At 40.8% G+C, this 14,798-nt stretch carries 11 protein-coding genes and 1 pseudogene; all 12 read right to left on the bottom strand.

The genetic code is table 11. The features are described 5' to 3' along the window. Positions 1-13 precede the first annotated feature (13 nt). The 12 genes and pseudogenes from ACFJIZ_RS21310 to surE all read right to left on the bottom strand — a co-directional run bounded on the left by ACFJIZ_RS21310 (position 14) and on the right by surE (position 14,698). A complete protein-coding gene (locus ACFJIZ_RS21310; protein WP_379088830.1) occupies positions 14-700 on the bottom strand; it encodes an ROK family protein in 687 nt (228 codons plus the stop codon). Continuing rightward, positions 684-917 (bottom strand): hypothetical protein, encoded by a 234-nt coding sequence (locus tag ACFJIZ_RS21305; protein WP_379088827.1) that lies wholly within the window; start codon positions 915-917, stop codon positions 684-686. Before ACFJIZ_RS21305 ends, ACFJIZ_RS21310 begins: the two co-directional genes overlap by 17 nt. A gap of 230 nt (positions 918-1,147) precedes the next feature. Further along, complete coding sequence (locus tag ACFJIZ_RS21300; protein ID WP_379088824.1) at positions 1,148-2,278, bottom strand: hypothetical protein; 1,131 nt, start codon at positions 2,276-2,278, stop codon at positions 1,148-1,150. Between the two features lie 11 nt (positions 2,279-2,289). Further along, positions 2,290-2,697 carry a glycoside hydrolase family 2 TIM barrel-domain containing protein gene (locus ACFJIZ_RS21295; protein ID WP_379088821.1) on the bottom strand — a complete coding sequence of 136 codons (408 nt, stop codon included), beginning with the start codon at positions 2,695-2,697 and terminating at the stop codon, positions 2,290-2,292. Continuing rightward, positions 2,654-3,778 (bottom strand): hypothetical protein, encoded by a 1,125-nt coding sequence (locus ACFJIZ_RS21290; protein WP_379088818.1) that lies wholly within the window; start codon positions 3,776-3,778, stop codon positions 2,654-2,656. Before ACFJIZ_RS21290 ends, ACFJIZ_RS21295 begins: the two co-directional genes overlap by 44 nt. Before the next feature lie 19 nt (positions 3,779-3,797). Beyond that, complete coding sequence (locus ACFJIZ_RS21285) at positions 3,798-6,065, bottom strand: GH92 family glycosyl hydrolase (protein ID WP_379088815.1); 2,268 nt, start codon at positions 6,063-6,065, stop codon at positions 3,798-3,800. A gap of 186 nt (positions 6,066-6,251) precedes the next feature. Continuing rightward, entirely contained in the window at positions 6,252-7,883 is a 1,632-nt protein-coding gene (locus ACFJIZ_RS21280; RefSeq protein ID WP_379088812.1) for a SusD/RagB family nutrient-binding outer membrane lipoprotein, read from the bottom strand. 13 nt (positions 7,884-7,896) lie between these two features. Further along, positions 7,897-10,980 carry a SusC/RagA family TonB-linked outer membrane protein gene (locus ACFJIZ_RS21275; RefSeq protein WP_379088809.1) on the bottom strand — a complete coding sequence of 1,028 codons (3,084 nt, stop codon included), beginning with the start codon at positions 10,978-10,980 and terminating at the stop codon, positions 7,897-7,899. Between the two features lie 396 nt (positions 10,981-11,376). Then, on the bottom strand, positions 11,377-12,381 hold the full coding sequence (locus ACFJIZ_RS21270) for a LacI family DNA-binding transcriptional regulator (protein WP_379088806.1): 1,005 nt from the start codon (positions 12,379-12,381) through the stop codon (positions 11,377-11,379). A 2-nt stretch (positions 12,382-12,383) separates the two neighbouring features. Further along, positions 12,384-13,499, bottom strand: coding sequence for a lipid-A-disaccharide synthase (gene lpxB, locus ACFJIZ_RS21265; RefSeq protein WP_379088803.1), 1,116 nt, complete (start codon positions 13,497-13,499; stop codon positions 12,384-12,386). A gap of 88 nt (positions 13,500-13,587) precedes the next feature. Continuing rightward, complete coding sequence (locus ACFJIZ_RS21260; protein ID WP_379088800.1) at positions 13,588-13,860, bottom strand: stationary phase survival protein SurE; 273 nt, start codon at positions 13,858-13,860, stop codon at positions 13,588-13,590. Between the two features lies 1 nt (position 13,861). Beyond that, positions 13,862-14,698 (bottom strand): annotated as a pseudogene (gene surE, locus ACFJIZ_RS21255) (5'/3'-nucleotidase SurE). Positions 14,699-14,798 lie beyond the last annotated feature (100 nt).

Below are 14,798 nucleotides of genomic sequence, written 5' to 3'. Positions count from 1 at the left end.
GATTTAACCAGCTTTAATGCTCGTTTGTTATTTTTTCTGTTTGTTGTCTGTTTAGGTCCCAACTACTTGCTGCACCAATCAATGATGCATGTTCATTTAATACCGATAGTTTAATGGGAATGATCAGCTTATTTGCCTGTAGTTCTTCGCTTAAACTTACACAAAAAAGTTCAATGGCCTGGGCAATGTTGCCCCCTAAAATAACCACTTCGGCTTTATTTTCTTTGATAATGGGAATTAAAAATTGGGCCAGACTATATCCAAACTCTACAAATACCTGTTGGGCAGATTTGTCGTGCGCTACCCTATCGGCCAATTCTTTTACGCCTGTCAATGTTTCTCCACTTAGTTCTTTGTAACGCCCTACAAACCATCGGGTAGAAAGGTAATCTTCGGCAATACCATCTTTAAAGGGCGAGTTCCAAAGTTCGGCATCTGTTGCAGAGCCATTGATGGAAATTGCCGAGCCTAAACCTGTTCCCAACGTTAAGCCCAATACACTGCTATATCCTTTTGCGGCTCCACTAAATAATTCGCCCTGCATAAAACCTGCAGCATCATTCACAAAATTGATGTGGGTTAATGGGGTCCCTAAACGATTGGCCAGTTCTTTTTTGATGTTGACCTGGTAGAGGTCGTTGAATTTATCTTGTTCTTTGATCAGCGAAATCCCATGCTCATAATCAAATGGTCCGGGCATGGCAATGCCGATGTATCTTTCTTAATTCTACCGAGCCTTCAAATGCATTGTTGATGACTTTGCACCAAGCACTTAAAATTTCTTCTTTATCTTTTTTTGAATCTACTGCGCTACGTTTAATAGAACCTTCAATCAAGGTTCCATTTTCTAAATTTACCAATGCGGCCGTAATGTGCGAACCGCCAATATCTACCCCTAATACAACAGGTCTACTCATGTTTATCTTCTAATTCTATATCTTGTTATCCTTAAACCAAAAGTATCAATTATTAAGCAAAACAGCCTTCTCATTCGCTTCAAGCAATAATGACACGCTATTTGCTAAAGTGTTGGTAAAACAAAGGCATTTCTTATTTGACCTTATTCAACCTACCAACGTCAGTCAACCGTAAAAGCATTGATTTTCAGCAACATAAAACCAATTTTATATTTTGCTTTTAAATTACGTTAGGGTATGGCCTTACTTATTTTATCTACATTCCAACCGTAAACTTCTACTGCACAATTCTTTAAATCAACATTGTTACAATCTATATTCAACATTTGCGAAGTCCCTGGCAAGATACTGATGTAATTAGCCGAGTAAAACGCTGGTAATATTCTTTTTCCTGTATGCTTATCTATTAACGACACCCGTGTAAAAAATGCGACAGGTTGATTTGCTGGTGCGGTTAATTTAACGGCCAATCTGTTGTTACTGATAACGGTAGGCTGGATGGCCAAGGTTGTTTTGTCCATTTTCTGTAGGCCAGTATAGATACCGTTCTCGTCTTCAAGCCAATAAAAGTTTTCGCTCAATACCTGCTCTTTTTCATCCAACAAAGACAGCTGGATAAACAGCCCATCTTTCTGCTTCAGTTTTTCAATCGCATTTTTGATGGAAAAGCATTTTTTAACTGTAGCGGGGTTGATTTCGTAAAAAATCTGATCCAAAAAGTAAGCCTTGCCAGCCATATCATAAGCGGTAGCTTTTACCATCAAATTGCGTTTGGGCACAAAATGGTTATTCACTACGGTAATGATGCTATCAGCAGGGTTCAACATGATGTGCAAAGGTTCACTTCCCGACCTCAATCCATATAAAGCAGCATTTACATCAAGGTAATAATCGTACATCTGTCCGCGTAATGCCGTCCATGGGTTTTGGGTCTTCCAAATGATCGAACCGGTATACCAATCCCACATGTGTGCAGAAAAACCTTCCATTAATGATCGGTACTGGTTATAGTTGACCAACTGGGCCTTTTGTGCAAAATCTTGTACATTTTTGGCTTCTCCATAAGGTTTGATGTATTGGTCGTAGCCAATGTATCTGTGGTACTCCCAAACCGAATCTACCTTATTGGGATAGTGTGGTGCAACAAGATTGGCTTCTGGAATAAATCTTTTTAACGATTCATAATCACCTGTACCCACAGACCCGATTTCTGAATTGAAAGGGAAAGTTCTGTTGGTCCAAAATGTTTTCGGGTTTTGGATGTTATAAGGGCCATCTCCATTGCCACCAAATGTATTTACCGACATGGCATCGCTGTTAGAAAAATCGATAAAGGTACGGGTGCCATCCAATTTTGGCAAAATCTCGTCTCTTAATGGAATAAGGATATCATCGGGTGGGGTGATTCATTGCCCCCACACCAATAGGCCAATGATGCATGGTTCCTGATCATTTTGATCTGATCGGCTGCAGCAGTCAACACCAATTGGTGGTTGTCTGGATATTTTCTTCTTGCCCACTGGTCTTCCTTTTTAAGTGGATCATACCATCGACCATTACAATCGCCACTGAACCAAAAATCTTGGAAAACCAATAAACCGTACTTGTCGCAGGCTTCATAAAATTCGGGACGCTCGGTGATCGCTCCTCCCCAGATCCTGATCAGGTTCAAGTTCATTTCCTTGTGGAATCGAATCTCGGCATCGTACCTTTGTGGTGTAAACCTCAACATGGCATCAGAAATGATCCAATTGCCTCCTTTGATAAAGTCGCTGCCCATTAATGGTCGTTTCCATGCTTTGTGTATGGGTATTAAAAGCAGTTTCAATCTGCCTTACACCTACATTTAGGTTCTCTTCGTCAGAAACAGCTGTCCCAACAATAAACTGCAACCTGGTTGGATAGAGGTTTTGTTCGCCATAACCGTTTGGCCACCACAATTTAGGGTTGGTCAACAGCAATTGCGGCAATTGTACTTCTGTATTTTTTTGGGCAGGTAGCGTAATTTTTGTCTGGGTAGTTTTGCCAGCCATGGTCAACACCAAGGTGCCTGAAACGGGTTTGGTGCTGGTATTGATCAGCTCGGCAGATACTTTGATCGTGGCAGGTTGCTGTGCGCCTTCTACAGCACGTTTACCCGGCACTAGTGTAACTACATGAGGGTTTTGTAGATTTACCACTTTTGTTTTTTCGATGGTTACCTTATCCCAGATACCTGTATTACGGTCTCTGATCGGTTGTATCCAGTCCCAACCTGCGGTATATTGGGTAGTCAGTCCTTTGGCAATAGTACCATCACCACCTTGCCCACCGTTGGAATCCCCCGGAAAATCGGGTGGGTAAACCAATACGGCCAAACGGTTATGGCCATTGGCCGACAATAAGGAAGTAATGTTATATTGCTGACGCAGGTGCATGCCCTCATGTATTTGTGCATTTACCTTTTTGCCATTTAAAAAAATCTCTGTTTTATAGTTTACACCCCTAAACTGAAGCCAGATCTGTTCATCGCCTTTGGCCACTTGGTCAAATGATTTTACAAACCAATAAGTGTAATGGGCATTTCCGGTATGGTAGATGTCTTTGATCAGTTTATTGTTCATCCCATAAAATGGGTCGGGTACTTTTTTATTGTCCAGCAAGGTGGTCAATACCGTGCCCGGCACCGTAGCTTTCATCCATTGGTCTACCGGATAATCTGATCTGGATAGCTGCGCTCCACCTACTTTTACCTTATTGATATTGGCACAGGTCCAACCAGAATTGAGCTCGTATTTTTGTTGTGCTGCTACGGGCAAGGCCATGAAAAGGGAAACCAAGGTATAGGCCAAAAACAAATAAGCACTTTTTATCATCTTCATTGTCTATTGCTTTTGGTAATTAATTCATGTTAGAAACTGGTCTGTCTTTGGCATTTACACCAAATGTGGGCGAGGGTTGGTTACCCATGTAAATCTGTAGGTTACCTCCTTTTACAATGCTCTGGTGCATGAGGTAGGATTTGGTGTAAGGCTTGCCATTGAGTACGATCTTTTGGATGTATTTATTGGCTGCGCTATTGTTGATCACCTTGATCACAAATTTTTTATTGGCAGGCAACGAAATGGTAGCACCGTTTAACAAAGGCGAACCAAAAACATAAGCCCCATTGGCAGGGTTAACGGGATAGAAACCCATGGCAGAGAAGATGTACCAAGCCGACATCTGGCCTACATCTTCATTGCCACACAAACCATCTGGTTTTGCGGTAAAAAATTCGCGGTCGATCTTTCTGATCAGGTCTGCGGTTTTCCAAGGTTGGCCAACGTAAGGGTATAGGTATGGGATATGATGCCCAGGCTCATTGCCTTGGGCGTAGTTCCCGATCAACCCAGAAATATCGGGCGAACTTTCCTCTCCAAACTGAAAAGGAACGGTAAACAAAGAATCCAGTTTGGTGACAAAAGATTTTTCACTACCGAATAGTTTAACCAATCCTTCTACATCTTGTGGTACCAGCCAAATGTACTGCCAAGCATTGCCTTCGGTATAGTCGTCTTCGCGGTGTTTGGAAGCAAAGGGACTAAAAGGCGTACGCCAATTTCCATTGGCCAATTTGCCACGCATAAACTGCGTTTGCGGATCAAAATAGAGTTCGTAAAGCTTGGCTCTTTTAGTAAAATATTCGTAATCCGCAGTTTTACCCAGGACTTTGGCCATACGGGCAATGCAATAATCATCTATGGCATATTCCAACGCCTTGGCTACAGATTCGTTCACCTTATCGGCAGGGATAAACTTTAATTGTTGGATATAGTCAATCCCATCTGTTTTTTGCATGGCCGATTGTTTAATCGCCTCGTATGCCAATTTTACATCAAAGCCTCGATAACCTTTTAAATAGGCATCAACAATAACCGGAACGGCATGGTAACCGATCATGGTATTGGTTTCGCTACCCATTAAATGCCAAACCGGCAATTTGCCCTGTTGTTTATAAATGGCCAACATCGAGTTGACTACATCGCTCACTTTCTCTTGATGCAAGATGGTGTACAAAGGTTGTGCGGCACGGTAGGTATCCCACAGTGAAAAAGTGGTCAAATTGTTAAAAGTAGCCTTTTTATATACTTTTTTATCTGTACCAAGGTAATCGCCATTTACATCGTTAAATAAGGATGGGGCCACCATGGTATGGTACAGTGCGGTATAAAAGATCTTCTTCGAATTGTTGGAGGCATCGATCCTCACTTTTTGCAATTCCTTCTCCCATTTTTGGTCTGCTTTTTTGATGGTGCCTTTAAAATCCCAACTTGGTAGCTCGGTATTGAGGTTCAATATGGCATTTGCTACACTTACAGGAGAAATAGCTACTTTAATTTGCAGGACATCATTTTGGATGGCCTGAAAATTAACAACAGCTTTCAATTGTTTTCCTGTAACATCAGTGCCATTCTTTAGCAATGGACCATCGTATAGGGCAATGTTCTTAACTGGTTGCGACAATTTGATCACAAAAAACAACCTTTGGTCTGTAGACCATCCTTTAGAATTTCTATATCCTACGATTGTTTGTGGGTCAATCAACTTCACTTGCGACATGACTGCTGCATCCCAACCAATCCCTTCAACCAGATCCAGCATCAGGTGAGGATTTTCTGCATCTTTTTTAAAGGTATATTGATGAAAACCTACCCTTTCTGTTGCGGTAAGTTCTGCTTTGATTTCATATTTATCTAACCAAACGCTATAATACCCTGCTTTGGCTGTTTCCTTTTCATGAGAAAAGGTAGAGACATAACCATTACTAAGGTTGTCTTTCTGCCCTTTGTCCAATACCAGTTTGCCCGTAGTTGGCATAATGGAAATATCACCAAGGTCTCCAATTCCTGTTCCACTAAGGTGTGTATGTGCAAAACCTGTAATGGTATTGCTGGCATAGTTGTAACCGCTACACCAATCCCAACCTTCAAATATATTGTTCGGACCAAGCTGAACAGCTCCATAAGGCACGTTGGCACCTACAAACACATGTCCATGTTTGGCCGACCCAATCAATGGGTCTACATATTTTGTTAAACTGTTGTTGGTATTTTGTTGAGCGTTAGCAAACTGGGTAAGCGCTGTAAGTAAGACAACGGTAACACTCAATTTGAGCTGCTTGTACATTGGCTTAATGGTGATTGATCTAAATGGCATCATAATTTTTTGGAAAGGTAACGTGATAGATGTATGTGGTGTGCAAACAATAGTTTTTAAATATATAGAACAAATAGCAGAAGCTCAGCTTGTTGTAATGAACTTAAATGATCGGCTAGATTAGGCAAACCCGATCCAGCCGATATTCAATATTTGTTATTTTTTATCCCACCAAAGTTTGGTACCTCCGTTGTCAGGTCCACCAAGTGTGGCCAAAGCTCTTTGGTAACCACCTGGGTTACTATTGATAAACTTGCTACAGAATGGTAACCTGCGGATAAATGCTGTGGTAGAGATCGTACCCCCACTTGCATTGTTGATCACAGGGAAAAGTTTCGGATAACCTGTTCTTCTAAATTCAGACCAGGCTTCCTGTCCATCAGGATAGATGGCAATCCATTTCTGGGTAATGATGCGTTCTAACTTTCTTTCGTCGGTTGCCGCTGCATCCCATTTAATGGTAATGTTGCTTAAGTATGGGCTACCCGCTAAAATATCATTTTGACCTGCTACTACGGCTTTAGGATCGATATAAGGCTTAGCCGTATGGGTATCGTCAGCCAGATAAGCAACAGCCGAGCCAGCCACACCCCACTCGTCTAGAGAAACTTTCATCCCGGTTTCGTAATTGGTCTGGATATCGCCAGCATTGGTCCACAACAACAAGGCAGCCTCCGCTTTTAAGAACCAGGTTTCGGCAGCGCAAGCCAATCTTGCTTTTCCGTTCGAGCCGCTAAAATAATCTCCATTGGCCGAAAGGGCAACAGGTTTTGAATAACTTCTATACCTGTCGTTGTCTACCAAGGTAATGCCGTTACGGATACCGATGTATTGACCACTTACTGCTGCATCAGTTGCCGGAGCCATGTATTTAGGTAAACGAGGGTCATTGTATCCACCTAAGATTGCTCCTAGCGGTGCACCTGACCTACAATCGCCCCAAGAATTGATGATGTCGTTGATCGGGTGACCTGCACCATAATTGATAAAGGCATTGTCTTCATTCTTTTCGATCAAGCCACCATTTGCAGGGTTCAATGCTTTTTCACCTTGTGTTTTAGCTGTAGCCGCATCTGCATATCTGATACGGATGGCCATTCTTAACCTTAACGTATTGGCCAATTTGATCCATTTGCTTACATCGCCACCGTATACCATATCGCCAGCTTTCATGGCGGTTACATCACCAGAGTTGGCTGCCAATTTCAATTTTGCAACAGCATTATCCAAGGTGGTGAAGAAATTGTTATAAGCTGCTTGTTGGCTATCGTAGTCTACAGAAAGATCAGCATTTGGTTTACCAAATTTGCTATAGATTACAGGTCCGTGTATATCAGAAACCTTTTGGGCCTCTATTACAGTTAAGATGTTAAGCATGGCAGAACTGTAGTTAAAAGTTGTTGAAGGATATACTTTGGTACCGTCTTCAAAACTCTTTACTTTCTGCATCACATCATCCAACTGGTTCATGATGGTCCTGTCGTTCCAACCATCCTTCATAAAATAATTGGTGTTGTTGTCTCCACCATAAGTGGTTGGGCTCATAAAATAGCCACTATACACATCACCATTCAAGTTCTGTTGCAACTGGTAGATCCAGTTGGTCTGGTTGATCAGGTTGCGTTGCACCTCTTTCATCGGGCCGATCACTTTTGTATAATCGGCATTTAGCTGCGCATCTGTAAGCCCTGATAAACTCGTATTAAATTCTTCAAAGTTTTTTTTGCAACTGGCAAATACTGCCATTGCCGCCATTGTAAGGCTTAAAATTTTTATCTTATTTTTCATGATCATTCAATCTTTAAAAACCACATTTTAAACTAAAGCCAAAGCTTCTATAAGTTGGCAATCCAAATACATCAACGCCAACACCACCTGCGTATACACCAGAAACCTGCTCAGGATCAAATGGTGCATCTTTTTTAATAAAGAAGAGGTTGGTTCCGATTGCACTTAAGGTAAGGTTGCTGATACCCTTAACTTTTACAGGAACACGGTATGATAATGATAATTCTCTTAAGCGGATTGCCGTAGCACTGTATATGTAGGCTTCGTCAATTTCGTTTCTTCCACCTATTTTGGTGTAATAGGCTTGGGCATCGGTTTTTCCGGTCCATGCTGCGCCATTGGCAGTTGCCGCATTCGGGATATTGATACCACCTGCATCGCGAGCAGCTGCACTACGCTGACTTACTCCGTACGAATCGTAAAACGGTTCAGATAAGCTCAATACCTTACCACCAAACTTGCCATCAACCAATACACTTAGGGTTAGGTTTTTATAGCTGAAATTATTGCTCCATCCCAAGATTGCTCTAGGGTTAGGATTACCTAAATAAGATTTGGTCTCGTTACGGCTCGGCACACCTTGTGCATCAACCAAGATACGTCCTTGTGCATCGCGTTGGAAGGTTGTACCATAGATATCACCAAAAGAGCCACCTTGTTTAAGGTAATTCATTCCACCACCTACAAGGGTAAGTAAGCTATTAGGATCTACACCCAATGCCGATGGGAACAATTCAACAATCTTGTTTTTATTGGTACTGAAGTTTAGGGTTGTACTCCATTTGAAGGCACCTTCGTTCATCAATTTGTAACCCAAAATAGCCTCGATACCAGTATTCTGGATGTTACCGCCAGAAATATCTCCTTTTGTACCTGCAGCCACACCTGGAGGCAAGGTTACATCTTTTAAGAACTGTCCTTTGATGTTTGATTTATACCAGGTAAAATCTAAGGTCAAACGGTTTTTGAAGAATCTCCATTCCGTACCCAACTCTATGGTATTGTTCATCTCTGGTCGTAAATAATATCTTGGATCCTGAACTGGAGAACCATCTGGACTTACATAAGAACCTGCATCGATATTTGGCTGAGGGTTGGTCCTGTTGTCTTCAATACCGTTACCTACTGTTGCATAAGAACCTCTGATCTTTGCAAAATCGATACCTGCTGGCATTTTAACCAATTCTGAAAGGATGGCATTGGCACCAACCGAATAGTAGTTATAAGATTGTTTTGGGGTAAATGCTAAAGTTGAAGACCACTCCTGTCTATCAGTAACATCTAAGAACAATTTGTCTTTGTAACCAAATTGTGCGCTTGCAAAAATAGATTGTGTTTGGATATGGTGGTTTTCAATCCTATAGTGACGGCCGTTGTCGTTTGTTCCGTTAAAGATCAAGTTAGACAATGTAAACAAGTTCGGATAAGACAGATTGGCATTCTCGATTGTGGTATTGATTTTTTTGATATCCGTAATCGATGTACCTGCGGTATATTCTATTTTAAAATCGTCATTCAAACTGTTTTTACCCATAAAGATCAAATCACCATAATAGGTTTTCGATTCGAAACCATTGTGGTAAACCTTACCATTTACACCACTGATCGTAGCTTGGGTAGTGGCATACACATCTCTTTGCGCTTCAGAATTGTAGTAGTTATAGTTACCACGAGCCTGAACGTTTAGCCAATCTGTTAATTTATAGTTTAAAGCGGCTGAAGTATAGATGTTCTTATTGTTGGTCTTCACTTTGTTTCTGTTCAACACCCAATATGGATTTTGTTGATCATCACCACCAGTATAGCCTTTATCAAGATTGATGTTCCACCAGTTTTGTGCGTTTAAGTAACGCGATGGAGAGAAATATTCGTAGTTGTTTTTGTAATTGTCGAAGTCCAATCCTCTTGGGAACAAATACAATCCCAACAATGGACTAAAGTACATACCCGGATTAACCCTGTTCTCTACTTTTTGGATAGAAGCCATCACATTCGCATCCAACGTTAACCTATCATCGAAAAACTTGCTTGAATTTCTATAGTTCAAGTTGTTCTGATCAAATTTACTGGTAGGGATAATTCCTTTATTCGTAGTGTTTGAGTAAGAAAAGAAATTGGTCGATTTATCGTTACCAGATGAGAAATTCAAACTGTTGATCCAGGTAGAACCTTGGTTAAAGAAATCGTCGATATGGTTTTTTGAAGCACCTTTTTGGCCCCAGCTTTCTTTGCTTCCTGCATCAGTTGCCGTTGGCGTGGTTGTTTGTAGATAGCTGTTCTGTAGTACTGGCGTTCCAAAAACATTGTCGAAAGTAACACTGCTAGAGAAATCGATTTTACCTACACCTTGTTTACCTTTTTTGGTGGTGATCAAAATTACACCGTTACTACCAGCACTACCATATAAAGCAGTAGCGGCTGCACCTTTTAAAAAGTTGATGCTTTCGATGTCTTCTGAGTTCATTGTACTCAAGATGTCGCCATTATCTGGCATCGAGCTGTAGATATCTACCTTTGCACCTTCTGTTGGGTTGGTGATTGGCATACCATCAATTACATATAAAGGTTGAGAGTTACGTGTAGACTTATCGCCACGAATGGTGATACGTGCTGCACCACCCACACCACCAGAAGTACGGTTGATCTGCACACCCGCAACTTTACCGTTCAAGCTGTTGATCACGTTGGGTGTTTTTACCGCATTCAGCTCATCACTTTTAATGGTCTGTGTTGAATAGGTTAATGTTTTTGCCTGTCTGGCAATACCCAATGCGGTTACTACAACCTCGTTAAGGTTGCCCGACTCAGAGGCTAAGGTAATGGCAATTGTTTTGGTGTCTGCATTAACTTGAACCGTTTTGGTTTGGTAGCCAAGATAATTTACTTCTAAAGTAACAGCACCTGATATATTTAAAGAGAAATTCCCTTTTGCATCTACTGATGTTCCGTTTGCTGTTCCCTGTACTTTAACTGATGCGCCAACCAATGGACTTTTATCGTCCTGATCTAAAACAGTACCAGTTAAGACCCTGGTCTGGGCCATTACGTTAATGAAGCTGATTAGTGCTATGACTAATAAAAATAGCCGTTTTTTCATAATAATTTGATTAGAATAAGTTGCTTGTTTGGGTTAATTTTTTAATAGTGTGCCTACAATGGGGTTGGATGGAAAAATCCATGATTCTACTTGGGTTCATATATTTATATTGGTTAGTTACAAGCAAAATAGACCATCAAATGATGATTTGATGAAATACTAAAACGATTTACTAACTACCCAAACCAGTAGCATCATTTTTTATCGCCAAACAAATAACTCAACCTTAACCTGATGACGGTTGAAAACAACCACAGGTTTACCAAAGAGGGTAGTTAAGTAAAACGTTTTAGTAAATCAATATTAATTATTAGTCTTGAAAAAGACATAATCCTAAATGTAACTTTTATGATACATAAAAACAAATCTGTTGTTACAACATCTTTTTGCCACTTATTATTTTCTCAGGATCAAATTTGCTGGAATAATGATTTGTTCGTCTGGAAGCTTGATTTTAGAAGATAATCTGGTCAAGATCAATTTGATGATGGTCTCTGCAATTTCTTCTAATGGTTGTTGTATCGCCGAAATGCTTGGGGTGTGTAATTCAAAAGCCTCATGGTCATCGTATGCGATCACTTCAAAGTTTTCATCGAGCTTTTTACCCATTTGCTTAAGCACTTTTAGCCCGCTGATGGCCAGATAGTTGGTTGCGAACAAGACGGCATCAATATCTTTATTCTTCAAAAGCTGCTCGATCTGTTTAGCCGTTTCTTCTTCTTCTTGATGGAAAGGGATACTCACCACCAATTGCTCTGCAAAAGGCAGGTTATGGTCTAACAATGCTTTTTTGTAACCCTCAAAACGTTCCAAGATCTGTTCTACATCAATATCAATGGTAACCAAGGCAATATTCTTTCTACCATTTTTGATCAAACGTTCTACTGCTTGGTAAGAGGCTTCAAAATGGTTTGCACCTACATAATTGGTCTGTAGTTCGGGTAAATTCCTGTCGAACAAGATGACAGGTTTGTTGTCGTTCAACAACATCTGGATATCTTCCTGGATCCCTTTGATCGGCGAAATGATATAAGCATCTACCTTTCTAGACTTGAACATATTGATCAGCTCCTTGGCTTTATCTACATTGTTCTCGGTGCTCGAATAAATGATCTTGTAACCTTTTTTATAGGCTTTGTCTTCAATCAGTCTAGCGATCTTAGAAAAGAAGGAATTGGAAATATCTTCGATGATCAAGCCAATGATGTTAGAATTACCCGTTCTTAAACTCCGGGCGATCTGGTTGGGTTTGTAGCCACTGTCGATAATGATCTGTTGCACCTTTTTGATCACTGCATCGCTAATGGCTTTCTCTTTGGCCTTGCCATTGATGATAAAAGAAACCGTTGTAATGGATACATTGGCTTTGAGTGCAATATCTTTAATAGAAAGGGCTTTCATAATTACTTATTCGATAAAGTTAGAAAATTAACTATCAATTTTGCTGTTCGTTCTGATGCGCCTGCCGTTCCCATCTTTTCAGCAAGCGTATTGTAATCGTTCAACATCGCTTCTCTATCGGTTCCTGCTACAATTGAGGCTAAAACAGTTGCAATTTCTTTGCTGTTGCAATCTTGTTGGATCAGCTCTGTAACTACTTTTTTATCCATGATCAGGTTGACCAACGAAATAAACTTGATCTTGATCACTAAACGGGCAATGCCAACAGATATTGCTCCACCACGGTATAGCACCACCTGTGGCACCTTAAACAATGCCGTTTCGAGTGTTGCGGTACCAGAAGCGACCAATGCAGCATGGGCATAGTGCAATAAGTTATAGGTTTGGGCAAAAACCAGCTTTACCTCTTTATTGCCAATGTATTGTTGGTAGTAGTCTGCTGTAAATGTTGGTGCTGCGGCAATTACAAATTGATAATCGGGGAACTGTGCTGTGATGCTCAACATGTCGGGCAGTAAACGTTCAATCTCTTGTTTTCTGCTGCCTGGTAATAAGGCGATCATCTTTTGTTCGGTGAGCTCTTCTTTTTTCCTAAACTCAGGTACTGGAGAAAACTGTGCAATTTCATCTAACAGCGGGTTGCCCACATAATGAACATCCATTCCCCATGTTTTGTAGAAATCTACTTCAAACGGAAGGATGCAGAACAACTCGTCTACTACTTTTTTGATCTTCAACACCCGTTTTTGGTTCCATGCCCAAACTTTTGGCGAGATGTAATAACAGACCTTAATGCCTTGTGTTTTGGCAAATTCGGCCATTTTAAGGTTAAATCCCGGAAAGTCTATCAGCACCAGCACATCTGGTTGGTAGGCCACTAGACCTGCCTTACAGTTTTTGAGGTTGCTTAAGATTGTTCTTAGATTGAGTAGCACTTCGGTAAAACCCATAAAAGCCATATCGGCATAATGTTTCACCAACTCCCCTCCTTCTGCCTGCATCTTATCGCCACCAAAATACCTGAAATCTGCCTGTGCATCTTCCAACTTTAAGGCCTTCATTAAATTGGCCCCATGCAAATCTCCAGAGGCTTCTCCGGCTACCAAGTAATATTTCATTTTTATTAGTTCAATGGTTTATTGGGCATTGGTTCATTGGTCAGTAGTTCTAACTTTCTGACTCTCGACTTCGGACTTACCGACTACCCTACAAAACCTTATAAAAAAAGAAGACAAAAGCCCATAAAAACGTGATGCTTAAAATGCCTCTTCCAATATTTTCTTTGTTGAGCTTGAAAAAATAGTTCATCAAGAAAGCATTAATGGCAATACAGCCTATCAATAGCAGGTCTGCATGGCGCAAGGCTTTTACATTTTGCATTAAATACCAAACCAACACACCCGGAACAATAGGTACGATCAATCCAATGCCCGCACCGTTCCAAACTGTATTTTTAATGTTTGCGATCTTTTGCTTCATTTTAACCTAAGCTATTTCCATCTGGTCCGGCAGTTTGATGTGCAGGGCTATCTGTAGCACTTCCGTCAACAAACTCCCAACTGTTTAAGATCGGATCGCATGGTGGGCGGTCAGGTCAAATTGTACAGGTACAACAGACACATATCCATGATCTAAGGCCCAAACATCTGTATCTTCACCTTTATCATAGTTTTCAAAAACCCCAGTTAACCAATAATAAGGTCTTTTATAGGGTCTGTCCTTTCTTCAAAGTCTTCGGCCCATTTTGCATTGGCCTGTCTGCAGATTTTGATGCCTTTTAGGTCTGCACCTTTAGGAAAGTTTACATTTAACAAAGTAGCTTCTGGTAATCCGTGAGAAATCACCTGTAACGCAATGCTCTTTATAAACTTTTTGCAATGGCTAAAATCTGCTTCCTGCGAAAAGTCGTCCAAAGAAAATCCGATCGAAGGAATTTTTTCAATAGCGCCTTCAACTGCTGCCGACATGGTACCTGAATAAATCACATTGATCGAGTTGTTTAGTCCATGATTGATCCCAGACACACACAAATCAGGCTTCTGACCTTTAAAAACTTTGTTTACGGCTAGTTTTACACAGTCAACAGGCGTACCTGAACATTTGTACATTTCTACACCTGGGTAGAGATCTACTTTATCAAAACGGAGTGGTTTACCAATGGTAATGGCATGCCCCATTCCAGATTGAGGACCATCGGGTGCAACCACTACAACATGACCGATTTCCTGCATCACCTCGATCAGGCTTTTGATCCTGGTGCGGTTATTCCATCATCATTAACCACTAAAATGGTGGGTTTCTTAGTGTTTTTGTTCATAATGGTAAAAATACGAGAAATTATGGTAGCACTTGAAATCGGGACAATATAATTTTCGGCTATTTTTTAGGAAATGTGTTAGCTATCCACTTATATTTGA

Source organism: Pedobacter sp. UC225_65, from assembly GCF_042698365.1.
Taxonomy (GTDB): Bacteria; Bacteroidota; Bacteroidia; order Sphingobacteriales; family Sphingobacteriaceae; genus Pedobacter.
This window is presented reverse-complemented; position numbering and strand designations above follow the sequence as displayed.

Excerpts from the sequence above, each read along its gene's own strand:
- ACFJIZ_RS21310 (WP_379088830.1), bottom strand. The coding sequence starts at position 700 with ATGCCCGGACCATTTGATTATGAGCATGGGATTTCGCTGATCAAAGAA.
- ACFJIZ_RS21305 (WP_379088827.1), bottom strand. The coding sequence starts at position 917 with ATGAGTAGACCTGTTGTATTAGGGGTAGATATTGGCGGTTCGCACATT.
- ACFJIZ_RS21295 (WP_379088821.1), bottom strand. The coding sequence starts at position 2,697 with ATGGGCAGCGACTTTATCAAAGGAGGCAATTGGATCATTTCTGATGCC.
- ACFJIZ_RS21290 (WP_379088818.1), bottom strand. The coding sequence starts at position 3,778 with ATGAAGATGATAAAAAGTGCTTATTTGTTTTTGGCCTATACCTTGGTT.
- ACFJIZ_RS21285 (WP_379088815.1), bottom strand. The coding sequence starts at position 6,065 with ATGTACAAGCAGCTCAAATTGAGTGTTACCGTTGTCTTACTTACAGCG.
- ACFJIZ_RS21280 (WP_379088812.1), bottom strand. The coding sequence starts at position 7,883 with ATGAAAAATAAGATAAAAATTTTAAGCCTTACAATGGCGGCAATGGCA.
- ACFJIZ_RS21275 (WP_379088809.1), bottom strand. The coding sequence starts at position 10,980 with ATGAAAAAACGGCTATTTTTATTAGTCATAGCACTAATCAGCTTCATT.
- ACFJIZ_RS21270 (WP_379088806.1), bottom strand. The coding sequence starts at position 12,381 with ATGAAAGCCCTTTCTATTAAAGATATTGCACTCAAAGCCAATGTATCC.
- lpxB (WP_379088803.1), bottom strand. The coding sequence starts at position 13,499 with ATGAAATATTACTTGGTAGCCGGAGAAGCCTCTGGAGATTTGCATGGG.
- ACFJIZ_RS21260 (WP_379088800.1), bottom strand. The coding sequence starts at position 13,860 with ATGAAGCAAAAGATCGCAAACATTAAAAATACAGTTTGGAACGGTGCG.